The organism is Parapedobacter luteus (genome assembly GCF_900168055.1).
Classification (GTDB): Bacteria; Bacteroidota; Bacteroidia; order Sphingobacteriales; family Sphingobacteriaceae; genus Parapedobacter; species Parapedobacter luteus.
Genome location: NZ_FUYS01000008.1, coordinates 80,732 through 95,976, shown reverse-complemented (window position 1 = coordinate 95,976; position 15,245 = coordinate 80,732). Strand labels below are relative to the sequence as shown.

Annotated in this window: 11 protein-coding genes; 2 read left to right on the top strand and 9 right to left on the bottom strand. The window is 50.3% G+C overall.

From position 1 onward, the window contains the following. Nucleotides 1-13: 13 nt before the first annotated feature. From B5X72_RS15175 to B5X72_RS15140, 8 genes are all read right to left on the bottom strand, one after another. Nucleotides 14-1,126, bottom strand: a complete 1,113-nt coding sequence (locus B5X72_RS15175) for an acyltransferase family protein (protein WP_079717765.1) — start codon at nucleotides 1,124-1,126, stop codon at nucleotides 14-16. Nucleotides 1,127-1,411: 285 nt separating this feature from the next. Then, nucleotides 1,412-3,679 (bottom strand): hypothetical protein, encoded by a 2,268-nt coding sequence (locus B5X72_RS15170; protein ID WP_079717764.1) that lies wholly within the window; start codon nucleotides 3,677-3,679, stop codon nucleotides 1,412-1,414. A 52-nt stretch (nucleotides 3,680-3,731) separates the two neighbouring features. Beyond that, entirely contained in the window at nucleotides 3,732-4,913 is a 1,182-nt protein-coding gene (locus B5X72_RS15165; protein WP_079717763.1) for a sialidase family protein, read from the bottom strand. Between the two features lie 16 nt (nucleotides 4,914-4,929). Beyond that, on the bottom strand, nucleotides 4,930-6,237 hold the full coding sequence (locus B5X72_RS15160; protein ID WP_079717762.1) for a purple acid phosphatase family protein: 1,308 nt from the start codon (nucleotides 6,235-6,237) through the stop codon (nucleotides 4,930-4,932). 118 nt (nucleotides 6,238-6,355) lie between these two features. Then, nucleotides 6,356-6,736 (bottom strand): SRPBCC domain-containing protein, encoded by a 381-nt coding sequence (locus tag B5X72_RS15155; RefSeq protein ID WP_079717761.1) that lies wholly within the window; start codon nucleotides 6,734-6,736, stop codon nucleotides 6,356-6,358. 216 nt (nucleotides 6,737-6,952) lie between these two features. Next, the gene (locus tag B5X72_RS15150; RefSeq protein ID WP_217698152.1) at nucleotides 6,953-8,122 is read right to left on the bottom strand and encodes a sialidase family protein; all 1,170 of its coding nucleotides are present in this window, start codon (nucleotides 8,120-8,122) and stop codon (nucleotides 6,953-6,955) included. Nucleotides 8,123-8,191: 69 nt separating this feature from the next. Continuing rightward, nucleotides 8,192-9,148, bottom strand: a complete 957-nt coding sequence (locus B5X72_RS15145; RefSeq protein ID WP_079717759.1) for a dihydrodipicolinate synthase family protein — start codon at nucleotides 9,146-9,148, stop codon at nucleotides 8,192-8,194. A gap of 99 nt (nucleotides 9,149-9,247) precedes the next feature. Continuing rightward, a complete protein-coding gene (locus B5X72_RS15140) occupies nucleotides 9,248-10,813 on the bottom strand; it encodes a sodium:solute symporter family protein (RefSeq protein WP_079717758.1) in 1,566 nt (521 codons plus the stop codon). A 301-nt stretch (nucleotides 10,814-11,114) separates the two neighbouring features. On the opposite strand from B5X72_RS15140, the gene B5X72_RS15135 reads away from it, so the two are divergent. Next, complete coding sequence (locus tag B5X72_RS15135; protein ID WP_079717757.1) at nucleotides 11,115-12,002, top strand: AraC family transcriptional regulator; 888 nt, start codon at nucleotides 11,115-11,117, stop codon at nucleotides 12,000-12,002. Nucleotides 12,003-12,107: 105 nt separating this feature from the next. Here the strand turns inward: B5X72_RS15135 and gyrB are convergent, their stop codons facing one another. Further along, nucleotides 12,108-14,066 (bottom strand): DNA topoisomerase (ATP-hydrolyzing) subunit B, encoded by a 1,959-nt coding sequence (gyrB, locus tag B5X72_RS15130; protein ID WP_079717756.1) that lies wholly within the window; start codon nucleotides 14,064-14,066, stop codon nucleotides 12,108-12,110. A 323-nt stretch (nucleotides 14,067-14,389) separates the two neighbouring features. Here gyrB and B5X72_RS15125 point away from each other — a divergent pair, with 323 nt between their 5' ends. After that, on the top strand, nucleotides 14,390-15,007 hold the full coding sequence (locus B5X72_RS15125) for an OmpH/Skp family outer membrane protein (protein ID WP_245826948.1): 618 nt from the start codon (nucleotides 14,390-14,392) through the stop codon (nucleotides 15,005-15,007). The last annotated feature ends 238 nt before the right edge of the window (nucleotides 15,008-15,245 follow it).

Genomic DNA, 15,245 nt, shown 5'->3' with positions numbered 1-15,245 from the left:
CTCCAGATCCTTTTTAAATTTTAATGAAGATTTTCCTCCGATAGAGCAGATAAACGAGTATGTAGCACAACGCACATATCCCCAAAGCCCATAGCAGTGATGCCATTTGAGGCCAATTCGCCCCTTCCACCACGCTGCCGACATACCAGCTATTCAATGGCATCAGCAAATCCGGCAATATGCTGCCTATCACGTAAGCCACGATGGCGTTACTCCCGAAGACCACACCAACCTTAGCCCATGCCGCGTGTCCCTGCACCTCAATGACAAAAAACAAAGACGCCAGCACCATCGATGCCAACCCGGATGTGTACAGCACATATGAACTTGTCCAAAGGTTTTTGTTGATTGGAAACCCCCATCCCCATATTGAACCAAGGGCAAAGGCACATAACCCGGCAATATAGAGCCAGATCACCTTTCGCTCCTGTGACATGGCCGTGGCCGCAATAAGCCTGCCGGCAAGCATCCCGGAAATTCCCGATGCAATAGCCGGTACCGTACTCAATACGCCTTCCGGATCCCACGTACCCTGCCACATTTTGCCCGGTACCAGCGCGCTGTCTACCCAAGCGGCAAGATTTTTACCGGGTTCCAGCAAACCCGTACCCACACCGGGAACAGGAATACATACCATCGCTATCCAGTAAAGCAGCAACGCCGCGGCACCGACGACGGCCTGCTGCTTCCAGTTGGTATACCAAAACAACACCGCGCACACCAAAAACACAATGGCAATACGCTGTAATACCCCAGGTATACGTATTTCCGAAAAATTGAAATCAGGGAACAAGCTCAGGAATATACCAATGACGAAAATGAGAAAGGCACGCCGGAACGTTTTCCCAAGTACCTTGCCGGTAGCGACACCCGCTGCTTTGAGCTTCCCGTACGACAAGGCAATGGAGATACCCACAATAAAAATAAAAAAGGGAAAGACATAATCCGTAGGTGTAATACCGTGCCAGGAAGCATGCAGCAAAGGCGGGTACACATGCTCCCAGCTTGCCGGGCTATTTACCACAATCATCCCCGCCACGGTAAAGCCTCGGAAAGCATCCAGCGAAACCAAGCGTCTTGTTGATTTCCCCTGCCCCGGCGTTTCGGTGTTTTTATTTTCAGCCATAAATCGACATTACGAGTTTACATGCACTTACTGCATTTTCATCACCCATTTATACAAAATTCTTTACGAGAATCGGCTATCGTTCGTCTTTCTTGGCCCCTTTCAAGATAAGGCAATTGCTTGAACAACGCTTCAAATTTAACTTAAAGTGTACCACGATACTTGTAGGATATTAGCATTTAAATTGTATATCTTACCATTTAAACGAGCACAAACTACTGATTTACAACACGTAAATGCATATTAATTTGATATAAAGGCTGCATGAAAAAATCATCAATATTCCTACTTGGTGTATGGTGTCTGTTCATCAGCGGGCGGTTGAATCACGCCAAGGTATCGCCCCATCCAATACGGAAACAGCCAGATGTCTCCAGCACTGTTTTCGGCAGCGCCGTTGTTACCGCCATCCAGGATGAAACGGTTAGCGTTGTGCCGCGAGATTTTCAACTCATCGGGTGGTAGTACCGTTTCAATGGTCTGGTTGCGGAAGTTGGGAGGCAACAGGGTAATGTCCTTGCGGTGGCTGTTTGTAACCGTCCACTGTACCAAATCAAGTGGATATTCCTTCAGATACCACACCGCTTCGTCCAGGTCAAAGGTATCGATCTCCGTAATGGCCGTAAAGATGTTCCAAGCCCCTTCTTTTTCGGGGCGTTCGGCTTCCCAATGATCGAGGATAGCCTCCTTGTATTTCACTTTCAAGGTATCATTAAACGCATACCTGTACAGGCCCCAATAACCCGCAAAATACATTTCGTCATCCGAGTGGTTCCACGAACCCGAAAGCAGCTTACTCCAATCATCTGCGCCTTCCGGGGCTTTCCCTATCTCGCTCATCGGTCGCATCAGGTTTTCAAGGTAACCATGGTTGTCCATCAGGTCAAAGGCTTTTTCCTTGTATACCGACTTTCCCGTGAAATGGTAGGCGGTCTGCAACATACCGATGATATTGGATGAGTTCAGTTTACGGTCGCCCACAGTCGTGGGAAATCCATTCACATACTCCGGATTCCACTTGCCCCACGTGGTCGGCTGCCCATCATAATCGACCAAGTAGTAATCATTTTTCACGATGTGGCCCATTAATGTATCAATCAGCCGGATAGCCTTATCCCGCGTTTCTTTGTGATCGACCAGTTCAGCAATAACACCGAAGGCAAAGATATGCCCAATCGCTTCATCGCTGCTTGTCGTTGCCTTCCAATACCAATCGGGATGTTCCGCCAGCTGCCAACGCTCGGGATCAGACAGCATATGGCGCGTATCGCCTTTGCCGCGCCGTTCGAAGGAACGGGCAGGGAAGCCCGGAACGGGAGTGATATCGTATAAGCGGGCCATGGCATCCAGCGATTCCATGCAGTGTTCCAAGGCCTGTTGCTCGCCCGTCGTGGCATAGCGGAATGCCTGCGCAGCCAGGTATAGCGAAGTCCATAGACCATCATTGTCCGAATCGCCCAGGTATCCTGTACTGAAATCACCGTCAGTCATGCCCGTGAGCGTAGCATTAAAACCATTTCGGATATGCCTGTCCCTCACCTGCTGTTCGTAGTACATAGCCTTTTCATGCAGGGTCATCTTTTTGAAGCAGATGTGCCCCAGTCCATTTCGGGTCAATACCAAGACGGTGCCGTCGCCACCTGGAGCAATGGCTACCACCTGATCATCGGGCAACCAACGCTTGCTGGCATAATAAGTGATATTGCCGTTCTCCTTTACGGAAAATGCACCCTTAGGTGTACCAAACCAGCTGTTGCCGTCAATGACTTGCACAGCGGTGATTTCAGTCCACGGAAGCGCCCTTTGTCTCTCGCCCACCTGCTTACCTTCTGCCAAGCCATAGCGTAAATAGCCATCGGCGGTTCCTATGACCAGTTGGTTTTTCCGCACATCGATGTCAAAGGCAGTAAAATCGGTCCCCTCGTGGATTTTCTCCAATTGGTTGGTCGCTGCGGAAAACCGGTACAGCGCTTCAGGGGCCAACAGGAAGAAAAGCGACTGATCTTCCGGATGGCCAAGTACCTGCAACACACCGCCCTCGGGGACCTGTCCTCTCCACGCCACAGCGTGCCGTCGTATAAAATGGAGCACATGCCCATTGGTCACCAAAAACTCCAAACTATCGTTAGCTGCAAACGCTGTTGGATTATCCAGTTGGTGTTCGACGTGGAGTCTCCCGGACCAGGCGTTGCTGAAGATGGTATGCCCACCCAAATAGACAAATTGCCCCTGGCACAGCGCCATATCCACAATATTTTTTGCCGCCATAAAACGATACGTATGGTCGGCCACGACCCTCCCGGGGTATAAAAACCGGCCGTCATGAAGCTGTTTCAGACCGGTGGAAGCCAGCACTTGTATCTTCCCTTCTTTATTGGCATATACCCGCCACAATGCGGCATCTTTTTCATCGACGTGGTACTTCACGCTGTAATCCTGCAGAAACGCCGTATCAGCATAGGACGACGATGCAGTATGGGTTGACGAGGGCTTGCTACAGGCGCTTATCAATAGCGCCAAAGAGCAAAGGATCGTTACGTTGAATTTCATCATGGTTATCGTGTTTAGTGTTTTTTTGGTTCTCGGTTCATGCTTGCGGCAATGCTCAAGGCGTTACCACCACATACTTAATTGCCTTCCGGTCGTTATCAAGGTGGAATGAATACGTCATATGGAGCCGCCCGTCCATCCCTTGGATCAGGGAGGGATAACTATACCTGCCGGATTTGGAAACATCATCTTCAACCGCGAAGCGTATTGGCCAGGTTTTCCCCTCATCGGCCGATAGGTAAAGGCTCAGCCGGTAGCGTCCGTCATCTACGTCATTGCCCAGCATGGCCCACCTGCCGTCGTCCAGCACAACGACATCCACACTTGCGCCGTTGGGTATCTCCGTCTTGCGGGCGACACTCCAGCTTTTGCCACCGTCTCGAGACTCACTAAGCTGCACCCGTGTCGGCGCATCGCCGCTGTCCCGCATGTAGGCAACGATGCTGCCATCTTTGCGTCGGGCCAACGCAGGTTGTATCGGACCCCTGCCCACGATCGGCCGGCTGGGTTGCCAGGAGGCACCACCATCATCGGAAATGGCCAGCATCGACAGGTTAAATCCGTCCGAGTACAACGGCAACAGAATCCGTCCATCAGTAAACACCAGTGGCTTTATCCGCGTCATCCACCCGGTGCTCCGCTTGGTAATATCTTGGCTAGCCGCAATGATTAACTTATCGTACTGCGGTGCATACTCTGACCAACCGGACTGTAACGGCGGTAACATACGAAGTTTCCCGGCCACTTCCGCGGCAAACGTTTCATCAGGCTTCAAGAGGATATTATCCTGCCACTGCCATGTGGGAGCCCCCTCGCCGGTATACGTCGACGTCGACCGTATCCGAAGTATGGAATGCTCCCATTTATTGGCCTGCACAGCAATCCATACCAGGAAAAGTTTATTCCCTGCCATGAAAAGTACCGGGTTGCAATCCGGCAGGTAAGGGGTATCGGCCAGTTCGAAAGGTTTGCTCCATTGACGCTTGCCCTTCTTCAGGCGCGCGCCCATGATACGTACGTCGTCCGCCGTCCGTTCCCCGCTCCCCTCGAACCACGCCAGCAACAAATCGCCGTCTGGCAATTGCACGACGCTGCTTCCATGCACGTGCTGAGACTGCAAGGGAAATACCAGTGTGGAGTCGGCTACCGTGATTGTTGTGGACGGCACTACTTGCGCCACCGACGAACTCCAGCCTGCAAACAGGCAAAACAAGAATATGGATAGGCTTTTCATCATTGATTAAGGAATATATTTATTGCGATCCGGCATGGATCGGGATTTGATTGACCAGCCGGTTTATACCGCCCGGCGTCTTATGTAGTTCAAATTCGTCATAACGTTCGCCTGTTGCTGTCAACGCCCTAAAACGCAGCACATCGTTTTCGATGTCGATCACATGGAACAATTGGGTGTGGTCGGCGCTACGCTCCATCCAATCGGCTTGCAATACATCAGCCATTTTCGGGCCGCTTACCGATACGACGTACATCGTGCCGGACGACTTCCCGTCATCCATGGGAATGCTTGTCATACCGCGGGCGTAGGTGTGGTCATGTCCCTGTAAAACCAAATCCACGCCATATCGGTCAAACAATGGTTTCAGGTCCTTCCGCAGTTCGGCGTTGTCGCGATTGCGTTTGGTCGAGTAAATGGGGTGGTGCATGACGACACAGGTCCACCGGTTGGGGTTATCGGCCAGTAACCGTTCCAACCACTCCCGCTGGTTCTTCCGGTCGTCATTGGAGACGTCATAGCGTTCGGTGTTGATGGATATGAACCTCACCCCCTGCACATCGATGAAATAACAGCTTTCCTCCAACCCGCTTGGCCCATTCTCAGGCAAAGTAAATTGCGGCCGCCAGAATACACTGATGCGATCATCCCCTTGCTCCGTATCGGCATGATCGTGGTTGCCCGGGGTAGGCATAGCCGGCACTTCGCCGTGGATAAACCCACCGGCGGCAAACCATTCTCCCCACTCCACATCGCGATTTGCCCGGTTGACCAAGTCGCCCCCATATAACGCCAACCGCGTTTCGGGTGCCACTCGGTAGGCGTGCCGAATCACCCGCGACCACAATGGACGGATATTAGCCTGTACATCACCGAAATACAGAAACGTCAGTTTCTCTCCTCGATTTCCGGCTGTCGTAAAGTGGAGCCATTCGCTCCAATACTCACCGTTCCCTACACGGTATGCATAAGTGGTATTGGGACGGAGGCCGTTGAATACAACAGCATGATAGTTGGCCCCTACCTCTTCAACATGCAGGGAGTGTGTCGCTGCCGTGACGGTCTTTGCCGAGCCAGCAAAGGCAGGGTTTGCATCCGCAATAGCTATCTGGGCAGCACCAGCCGAGACGTCCCGGCTCGTACGCCACGTCACCGCCATGGAGGTGGAAAGATCTTCCGTCACGTTCAGCACGATTCTATCAGGGATTGGTGAAGGAGGATATGCAACGGTTTGCTGGCCCTGCGCATAAATGCCAACGCCACGACAACAAAGCAAGACCACAAAAAGCAAAGGTAATAGAAAACTATTTTTCAGGGAGGGCTTCATCGTTGTTACATCGTTTTACTCCCCAAATGTAGACACGGCAGGAAGAGCCTTAATATAATAAGTTAGCGAGGGATTGTATGATATTATCCTTATGGAAAAAAAAACATCTCCCCGCTGGTCAATCCGCGTAAAAGTCGATAAGCGAAGCGGCATATTCAGTACGCCAACCATCCACGATGTTATCGTACTCCTCATCGGGAATATTGCTTTGCCTTACCTCCATTGAAGTCCCGTGCTTATGTTCATGGAGCTTGATGGTCACAATGGAGGGCTCTTCCTGCTCACCGAAATACCACTGTTGTTCGATTTTTCTGCCGGGTTCAAACGACAGATTCTTCCCCACTATTGCGCCGTCCCACAGCGAAAACTCCGTGCCGGGTTGGGCAACCATCACGACCTCATCGCCCGTCCAAAGCCGGATGGTCTCCGCCGTGGTAAGGGCCAAATAAACCTGTTCGGGGGGCGCTGGGATAATAAAATATGCTTTGTAGTCTTTCATCGCATTGGATCACGCAACAAAAGTAGGTATTTCGGACGATATGCAGCTACAGCTGGGTGTGCAACAAATGCCGGTTTGTTTCCAGCTGTTGGCGTTTGGGCCTAGGAGCGTGAACGAAGTGAGCGTTCCAGCCCAAACTCCAACAGCTGGAAACATCGGGAATTTCTCAACATCTGAACGTTTTCTCCGTTCCTGCCGCTGTACCGCTGGGCCCTGCTACAACTGTTTTGGATCCAATACCACATACTTTATCGTTCTTCTGTTGTACGTGTATGTGATATGAACCAGTCCGTCAGCCGACTGGATAACAGCTGGATAGGCGTAGCCATCTTGGATAGGTTCGTTTTCCAATGTCATCACCGGCGTCCAATCTTTTCCGTCATCGGACAATGCGACATTTAATATATTCCTTCCTTTAGGTTCTGCCCCTTGGCGGGTCGAATGATTATATACCAGCAATTGACGGCCATCCTGTAACGTTACCGCGTCCGTCCCCGAGTTGGGGTTAGGCAATCCGGTCGCCGTCACCTTACTCCAGGTCCTCCCCTGATCTTCGGACCAGCTTTCGACCAACACATGCTCGCGGCTCCGGCAAATCACTTGCAATTTGCCGTCTGGATAGGTTAATATACTGGGCTGGATTGCATCGAATTCGATGCCATCATTGATGGGCCCCACCACTTCCCAGCTTTGCCCTTTATCGCTGCTGATCTCAAAATATACGCGCCAGTCTTGATCGTCGCCGTCACGAGGATATTCAATACTTGTCGGACTGATAATGGTCCCGTTTGCCAACTCAACCGGTTTGTTCTTGATAGGGCCAAGCAAGTGGCCAACGGCGGCGTCCTCACCCAATTTATGAGCCTGTGACCAGGTAACACCATTGTCATTCGACGTGATGACCATCCCCCACCAGGTTTGCGGGCTGGGCCCGACTTTATAAAACAACATCAAATCCCCACCCGTTGGTTGGAACAGCACCGGATTCCAGCACGGATAACGCAATGTGTCGTTCTGTACACCGTTGACCACTTCCTCAGGCCATGTCCATGTACCGTCTACCAATCGCGATACACGAATGCCCACATCCGGATGTCCCTCTTCGGTACCGGCAAAAAACGCGGCGACCAGCCCATCAGGTGTTTCAACGATTGTTGACGCATGGCACTCCGGCGTAGGCCTGTTATCCAGCGGATAAAGGAGCTCACCTTTTAAATAGGCGCCTTCGCCGATGGTTGCCCGTTCAGGCAACTGCTCGGCAAGCGTATCGGAATCACCGTTAAGTTGACCCCGATGCTTGGCGTTCCCTCCGCAAGCAAGCGATAAAAAGATTATTCCCACCAGCTTTATATAGCACACTTGTTTCATCTGTAAATTATTATTCATTTTACTTCGTAAAGGCTTTAAATGCTTAACGGTACGAATGCACGCTTCGTATCTGTTTCCACATGGGCTTCATTTTCCACCATCTGGCAATCCGTCAACGCCGCTCACTTCGATATGTTGAAACAGTTGTTGATACGCATCATAAAGTACCTCCACACGCTGCTTCACCTGTTCATCAAAGACCCCCACATCCCTTCTGGTAAATGTCGCGATCGGCATACCACGTTTCTGCAAAAAGTACTTGGCCGCCACCGGATATACGGCGTGCATGACATCCATGTGATCAATAAAAAACTGCTGCACTCGGGCAACTTCGTCAGCCAGTGCTGTGTTGTCATAATTTTCACATAACCATACGATCAGCTCCGGAAAGTAATTGCCCTGGATACAGGATAACCCCGCAGCACCGGCTTTCAGCGATTCGACAGCATGTACCATGTAAGCATCATATAAGCCGAAAGCGGCCACATCACGGGTGACTTCAAGTTTGGCACGCACCTGTTCAATATCCAGGCTGGTATCTTTGTGATAAATTACCCGGCCTGTGTCGACAAACTGCTTGAGTTGCGCCGCTGAAAGCACACGTTTAAACGGATCGGGACACTCGTAGAATCCAAGTGGTATTCCATTGGTGGCATCCAACAACTTGAAAACGTTTTCTTCAAACACTTCGTCTGCTTCGGCCGCTCCGGCCAGCATATTGGTGATCACGATAGCCGCATCGATACCCACGTCGTACATCCGCTTCGTGAAGTCGGCCTGCTGAAAAACGGTCCCCCCGAACGTGGTGGTAGCCACCACGGGTACAGCCCCGCCTGCCACGTTGATCACATGCTGCGTCACCGCCAAACGTTCCACTTCGTTCAACTCAAACATTTCGCTCGAAAGGCAATTGGCAAATAGGCCGGCAGCGCCGGCACGCAGATAGCTTTCCGTTAATTTGGTCAGCCCTTTATAATCTACCGCTCCGTTCTCTTCAAACGGAGTCAACATGACGGGAATATATCCTTTATTTTTATTGCTCATCGCTATCAGGGTACTTATCTACCTTATAAATGACACATTCAAAGGTAGGCAGTACAGTAGCCGCTGTTCTGTAGCAAATTGGCGGTGTATTGTAGGATGTTAGCGAAATGATTGCTTCTGTCGGCGGACATTTGCCAACCCGATTCCCACTAACGAAATCACCAGGGTTCCGACCACAATAATCATATTGGCATGTAACGGATATTTCAAGTAACCGTATTGCTCGGGTATCAGGTATGAAAAAGTCATCCAAAGTATGGCAAGTACACCGGTGATCACAGCGACGATAGCATCGCTATTGCGAGCCATTTTACTCATGATCCCCAATAGGAACAGCCCCAGCATGCCGCCGGCAAAGATACCGGAAAGCTGCCACCACACATCGAGCACGCTTTTAATGCCGATCATGGCCACGCCGGTCAGCATACCCGCTAAACCGAAGATTGCGGTCGCCAGGTACAACAGACGCAATTGGCCCTTACCTTCCAGCTTTGGGTTGATATACCGCTTGTAAATATCTTCGGAAAACACCGTAGCTGATGCGTTCATCCCCGAGCTGATGGTGCTCATTGCGGCGGATAGGATGGCCGACACAATCAGCCCGACAAGGCCTACGGGAATTTCGGTAACCATGAAATGCGGCATGACCTTATCACCGTAGTCTTCGGGTTTCAGGGTCGCTGCAAGTGCGGCGATTTCCACCGACGTGGCCGAGCTTCCCAGGTGTTCAGCTGCTGTCTGTATCTTGACGGGTTCGATCAACGTCGGATTGGTCTGGTAATAAGCATACAGGCAGGTGCCGATGATAAAAAACAGCAACGAAGCTGGCACATAGATCCACACACAGAGCCAAACCGACTTACCAGCTTCTTTGGCCGAAGAGGCGGTGTGATAACGCTGCACATAGTTTTGGTCCATCCCGAAGTTGTTGAGGTTGATGAAAAACCCATATAACAGAATCACCCAAAACGACGAGGAAGTAAAATCAAGCGAAAATGTCCCCAGGCCAAATTTATGGTCAGCCTGACCGATTTCAACAATTTTCGAAATACCTCCCGGCATATTGCTGACCACCAGGAAAACAATCAGGGCCGCCCCAAGTGTCTTGATAATCCCCTGCACCACTTCTGTCCAGATGACGGCCTCAATGCCCCCCATCACGGTATAGATAATGATGCATATACCGGTTATCAGCATAATCGTCTCCATGGAATAGCCGGTAAGCGCTTGCAGACTGAGCGCTATCCCGAAGAAAATCGACCCCATTCGGGCAAGTTGGGTCAGCAAAAAACAGACGACCGCATAACTGCGCGCCCAGGGGCCAAATCGCTTTTCCAAATTGGTATACGCGGAGACTTCGCCCGTTGCCCGGTAAAAAGGCACAAAATACTTGACCGCCACCCAGGCTGCCAACGGCATGGAAACACTGAACACAAAGGCATTCCAATTGCTGCCGAACGCCTTGCCCGGCACCCCTAAGAATGTATTGCTGCTTAAGAATGTCGCATAGATTGAAAGCCCGATCGCCCATCCGGGAATCAGGCCCGAGGCTTTCGTGAACTGATCGGCACTCTTGTTTTTCCTTGAAAACCATACGCCCACCAGCACCATGGCGGCCAAGTAAGCAATGATTACGGCAATATCAATAAGGGGTAGATTTTTCATCAAGGTTTATTATTTGATATTTAGTCTGTGGAAGCAAAGATAGCGCCTTGACGATATAAATCGTTCTACTATTTTTCCCACTGCCTATAGGATGTTGGCTTCCCCGGGGGCAACCCAAACCCGGATAGATTGGAATTTATTGCCTTCTTATTGTACAATCTTGCCATTTCCTTGGAAATCGGATTTTTATTCTATATTTTAGGACTCGTGCTGGGGTGACAGATCCTCAGCCGTGAAGTACACAGGTTATAGACCTTTTTTTTCAACGCCGAAAGAAGAAAAAAAACAACGATTTTAAGCCATGAAACCACTTTTCCACAAAGTACCGACCCAAATTCAGTCATCATTCAGTGCGCGGCACGACGTCTTGGCGAATTTCGGATCGCTATGGCATTACCACCCCGAATTGGAGCTGCATCACGTTATCCGGGGCAAAGGCGTACGCTTTATCGGTGATAATATCGGCAACTTTTCGGAAGGTGAAGTGCTGTTACTGGGCGGCAACCTACCGCATATGTGGCAGTGCAACGAGGAATATTACCAAAACCATCCGGATCGGAAGGTGGAAGCTATTGTGATTCATTTTCTTCCCGACTGCCTTGGCCGTGACTTCCTTAACCTACCGGAAACCTACTTGATTCCCAAGCTGTTTGAAAAGGCCCGCAAAGGAATGAAATTTACGGGCAGAAGCCGCACCAAATTGATCGACCTAATGCACAGCGCAACGTCGGCAACCAACATGGAACGGCTGATTATACTCCTGTCTATCCTCAAAACGATGGCAGAAACCGATGAGTATGTATCGATTGCTTCTGCACATGCGTTTTACAACTCCAATGAAATGGACGCCGCGCGCATCAACAAGGTATGCACCTATACGTTAAGCAATTATAAAAAGGAAATTTCCCTGGATGAGATCGCCTCGATAGCCAACCTAAGCGTCACCTCGTTTTGCCGATACTTCAAGCTGATGACCAAAAAAACCTACTACGACTTCCTGATTGAAATACGCATTAGCCATGCATGCCGGCTATTGGTAGAAGACATCCTACCTACGGAAGTCGTTTGCTTCGAGTGCGGGTTTAACAATGTGTCCAATTTTTACCGGCATTTCAAGAAGGTCACGGATATGACCCCACTGGAGTATAAAAGGAAGTACCTGCACAGAAAGGCCGCTGTAGGGATCTGACTGGCGGTATTCGGTGGCGGGTGAACAGCGAACGGTGATGAGTGAACCGTGATGGGTGATCGGTAGCCGTCATAAGACAGGCCACTGCCCCCCATCACTGACCACTTATGTATCTATCTTCGCATACTTGGCATTGCGCTCGATAAACTCACGTCTCGGCGCTACTTCATCACCCATTAGCATAGAGAAAATCCGATCGCATTCCGCTGCATTCTCTATGGTCACCTGCCGCAGCGTCCTGGTCTGGGGATTCATTGTAGTTTCCCAAAGTTGCTCCGCGTTCATCTCGCCGAGACCTTTGTACCGCTGCACATGGACACTATCTTCCTTGCCGGCACCTTTCAGTCGTTGGATTGCCGCATCCCGTTGGTCATCATTCCAAGCATATTCCTGCTCCTTACCCTTTTTGACCAGGTACAGCGGTGGCGTGGCGATATACACATAACCGTTTTCAATCAGCTCCTTCATATAACGGAAATAGAAGGTAAGGATCAACGTGGTAATGTGCGAACCGTCCACGTCGGCATCGGTCATGATGATTACCCGGTGATATCGCAACTTATCCAGATTCAGCGCTTTGGCATCGTCTTCCGTGCCGATACTTACACCCAAAGCAGTAAACATGTTCTTAATCTCCTCGTTTTCGTAGATCTTATGCTCCATCGCTTTCTCTACGTTGAGGATTTTACCTCGGAGCGGCAATATAGCCTGAAACTCCCGGTCGCGGCCCTGTTTGGCGGTTCCGCCCGCAGAGTCCCCTTCCACGAGGTATATTTCACACTTCGACGGATCATTGTTCGAGCAGTCCGCCAATTTGCCGGGTAGGCCGCTGCCTCCCATCACGTTCTTGCGTTGCACCATATCGCGGGCCTTGCGTGCCGCAGCACGGGCTTGCGCCGCAATAATTACTTTCTGAACGATAGCCTTGGCTTCCTTGGGGTTTTCCTCGAGATAATTGCTGAGAATTTCACCGACGGCCATGTCTACGGCACCCATGACCTCATTGTTGCCCAACTTAGTCTTGGTCTGTCCCTCAAACTGCGGCTCGGCCACCTTCACCGAAATTACCGCCGTGAGCCCCTCACGGAAGTCGTCTCCCGTGATTTCTACCTTCATGTTTTTAAGCAGGCCGGATTTGTCCGCGTAGGCTTTCAACGTACGGGTAAGCCCCCTGCGGAACCCCGCCACATGTGTACCGCCTTCGATGGTATTGATGTTGTTGACATACGAATGCACATTTTCGGAGTACGTATCGTTGTATTGCAAAGCCAGCTCCACAGGAATCCCCTGTTTGATGCCTTCGACATAGATGGGATCCGGAATGAGCGGCTGGCGGGTGCCATCAAGGTACTTGACAAACTCCTTCAATCCGCCCTCCGAATAGAACACATCGCTCAGCAACGAACCATCCTCTTGCTCCTCACGTTCATCAACCAGCGTCAGCCGCACACCTTTATTCAGGAATGCCAGTTCACGCAGGCGGCTTGCCAGCGTGTCATAATTGTATACGGTTGTGGTCGTGAATATTTCCGGATCGGGATGAAACGTCACCTTTGTACCGGTTCGCTCGCTCTCGCCCACTTCCTTCACGTCGTACTGCGGCTTCCCCTTGTGGTATTCTTGCATGAATACCTTTCCCTCACGGTGTACCTCAGCTATCAGCACCGTGGATAAGGCGTTTACGCAGGACACCCCCACGCCATGGAGACCGCCGGAAACCTTGTAGGTATCCTTATCAAACTTACCCCCGGCATGAAGCACCGTCATGACCAATTCAAGGGCCGATTTGTTTTCTTTCTTATTAATCCCGGTGGGAATCCCTCTACCGTTATCCTCAACCGTAATGGAATTGTCTTTGTGGATAATTACATGGATATCATCGCAATAACCGGCAACGGCCTCATCGATCGAGTTGTCTACCACTTCATATACCAAATGGTGCAATCCTTTGACGCCCGTGTCACCGATATACATGGAAGGCCGTTTACGCACGGCCTCCAATCCTTCTAATACCTGTATGTTATCTGCTGAATAAGTTGATTGCTTCTTATTTTCTTCGTTCATTATTGTTGTTAAATTCGGTGCCCAAAGATACGAAAAATGTGCAAGAAATGAAATAGTATTCGCGCACTGCTGTACGTCCCGTTATTCGTTAATAGTAGCGACCGGCGAGGTGAGCAATTACTGCTTCGCTATGATTTGCAGTACCAAGCACGAGCCTGCGTAAATACCCCCTTACCGCCACCGTTTCGCCATGTTGCGTCGCCTAAGAGCCGCCGGATGGCGGATGACCGGACGGCGCCGCGCGTCAAAATGGCGCCTGCAAATCGCAATTTAGTGCGGGAAATATGGGATTTTTATCTTAGGTTTGCCCTTTAATTAAGAAAATGAACAAGAGAAGTATGAAAAACGCGTTCGCATTTATTGCAAAAGCCGGAATATGTGCATTGCTGGCCGCCACTGTAGTGTCCTGCAATAACCAAGGAACAAAGCCATCGACAGCTGCCCCAGGGGGAGACTCACTCCAAGCCAACAACGCCGAAAAGATTGTCTATGTAAACATAGATACCTTGCTCGAAAAATTCGAATACTTCAAGGATGTGAGGACCAAACTGGAGGACAAGGCAAAGAAAGCACAGGCCGACCTGCAATCCCGCAGCAATGCTTTTCAGCGCGAAGTCGCGGATTATCAACAAAAGGCAGCAACCATGAGCGCCGCTGATCGGCAAAGCACCGAGGAGCGTCTGGCCCGCAAACAGGACGAACTGGCCCGCCATAACCAGAATGCAAGCGCTTCATTCGCACAGGAGGAGGCCGCTGAAAACGAGAAATTGTATTCGCGGATCACGGATTACCTGAAAAAACATGCAAAGGAGAACGGTTACAAGTTGGTATTAACCTACTCTGCGGCCAATCCGGGTGTGCTCTATGCCGATGAAAGCTTAGAAATCACCAATGAGGTGCTTTCCGCGCTGAATGCAGACTATGCGAAAGAGAAAAAATAGCAAGCAAATGCGGCGAGATGCGCCATGAGACATTATCCTGAGGCTGCCTTTTCGGCAGCCTCTTTTTTTATTCAAAGTTTGGCATCCTATTAGCTCATGCTAATTAAGCTGTAATGCATGGATGAGTAAGGAAATAGCGCTGCAGTCAACTGAATTTTTGTCAGTTCTGGTGAAAATCGAAACTAATTACCGTTTTTTAAGTTTAAAAGAACACGAACGTTTATTGTTAGGAATAAAT